At 47.6% G+C, this 254-nt stretch carries 1 protein-coding gene; it reads right to left on the bottom strand.

Annotated elements, in window-relative coordinates; all coding sequences use genetic code 11:
* Positions 1 to 254 (bottom strand): SNF2-related protein (locus CWC14_RS18800; protein WP_138564395.1); only part of this gene is annotated, 254 nt, incomplete at both ends.

The following is a 254-nucleotide window of genomic DNA, read 5'->3' as shown; positions in this document are numbered from 1 at the left end:
GAAAGTTACTTTTGAACTGAGCGTCGCTGCCTAACAGCCCGGGCAAAGCGAAGTCAAATACCGATTTGAGCTCTTGCAAATTGTTTTCAAAGGGTGTGCCGCTGAGTGCGATTCGTGTTTGGGCCTGTAACTGCTTGGCCTTGATGCTTAACTGCGACTGCGCGTTTTTTATCGCCTGCGCTTCGTCTAACACCACGGTGTTAAATTGCACACCGTGATAAAACGCAAAGTCACGTTTAAACAGCGTATACGTT

It is taken from the genome of Pseudoalteromonas sp. S3260 (assembly GCF_005886925.1).
GTDB classification, from domain to species: domain Bacteria; phylum Pseudomonadota; class Gammaproteobacteria; order Enterobacterales; family Alteromonadaceae; genus Pseudoalteromonas; species Pseudoalteromonas tetraodonis.
The sequence above is the reverse complement of the archived record's forward strand: the minus strand, read 5'-3'. Positions and strand labels throughout refer to the sequence as shown.